The sequence below is a fragment of the Streptomyces sp. NPDC053474 genome, from assembly GCF_044544845.1.
GTDB lineage: Bacteria > Actinomycetota > Actinomycetes > Streptomycetales > Streptomycetaceae > Streptomyces.
Window position 1 is genome coordinate 1 of the sequence record NZ_JBITXV010000047.1, and the last position, 1,417, is coordinate 1,417.

General features: G+C 73.9%; 1 protein-coding gene and 1 pseudogene. Both read left to right on the forward strand.

Annotated features, from left to right (window positions below; genetic code table 11):
• Positions 1-1,227, forward strand: a 1,227-nt coding sequence (locus ACIG3E_RS41000; RefSeq protein WP_399626330.1) for an aldehyde dehydrogenase family protein, incomplete at its 5' end; no start/stop codon positions are given.
• 50 nt (positions 1,228-1,277) lie between these two features.
• Positions 1,278-1,417 (forward strand): annotated as a pseudogene (locus ACIG3E_RS41005) (GntR family transcriptional regulator); the annotation flags it as partial.

The window sequence follows — 1,417 nt, forward strand, 5'->3', positions numbered from 1 at the left end:
CGCGCGGCGGCGCTCACCCAGGTGGCCGACGCCGTCGAGGCGGCCGCGGACGAACTGGCCGCGCTCGCCGTGCGCGAAGTGGGCAAGCCCCTGACGGAGGCCCGCGCGGAGGTGGCGCGCACCGCCGCGATCTGGCGCTACTACGCCCAGGCCCCCTACGAAGCCACCGGGGCCGTCCATGAACCGGCCAGCGGGGCCGGGATGCTCCTGACCAGGCGCCGCCCGCACGGCGTGGCGGGCCTCATCACCCCCTGGAACTTCCCCTTCGCCATCCCCAGCTGGAAGGCCGCACCCGCCCTCGCGGTCGGCAACGCCGTCGTGCTCAAACCCGCTCCCGAGGCGACTGCCTGCGCCCACCGCCTCGCGGAGATCGTTCAGGGGGCGCTGCCCACCGGGGTCTTCACCGTCGTCCCGGGTGGTGCCGTCGAAGGCGACGCGCTGGCCTCCGCCGCCGACGTCATCTCCTTCACCGGCTCGACGACCGTCGGCCGGGCGGTCTCGAACACCGCCGTCGCGCGGGGCGTCCCGGTCCAGACGGAGATGGGCGGCCTGAACGCGGCCTTGGTCCTGCCCGACGCCGACATCGAGCGGGCGGCGGCTCACATCGCCGCGGCGATCGCCGGATACGCCGGGCAGAAGTGCACCGCCACCAGCCGGGTGATCGCGGTCGGCGGCGCCTTCGACCCGCTGCGCGATGCGCTGGCCGAGGCGCTGCGCGCCGTCCCGGTCGGCGACCCGGCCAACGCCGCGACCGTGTGCGGACCACTGATCAACGAACACGCCCGCAACCAGGTCGGCGACGTCTCGCACGGCCTGTGCGCGCTGGCCGGTGGGACCGTCACACATGGTCCCGGCTGGTACGCGGCGCCGACCCTGGTCGAGAAGGTGCCCCCGGGGCACCGGCTGCTGCGCGAGGAGGTCTTCGGCCCCATCGCCGCCCTGCTCCCGGCCGAGGACCTCGCCCAGGCGGTGCTGATCGCCAACTCCGTGCCGTACGGCCTGGTGGCCTCGGTCCACACCAGAGACCTCGACGCGGCCCTGGGCGGACTCGACCGGCTCGACGCGGGCATGATCCGGATCAACGCCCCGTCCACCGGCGTCGACTTCCACCTGCCGTTCGGCGGCACCAAGGCCTCCAGCCACGGCCCGCGCGAACAGGGCAGGGCGGCTCTGGAGTTCTACGCCGCCAGCCGCACCTACACGCTGTCACCTGCGGGAACAACGTGACATCGTACTCTGGTGAGCTCATTCGGCAGCGAAAGCACCAAGGGAACACCATGGGCCACCTGACCCACCGCGACCTCGGCGCCACCCGCGAGCGGCTGCGCGACCAGGTGGCCCACGCCCTGCGCGCGGCACTGATCTCCGGTGAACTGCGCCCCGGCGAGGTGTACTCGGCACCGGGCCTCGCGGAGGA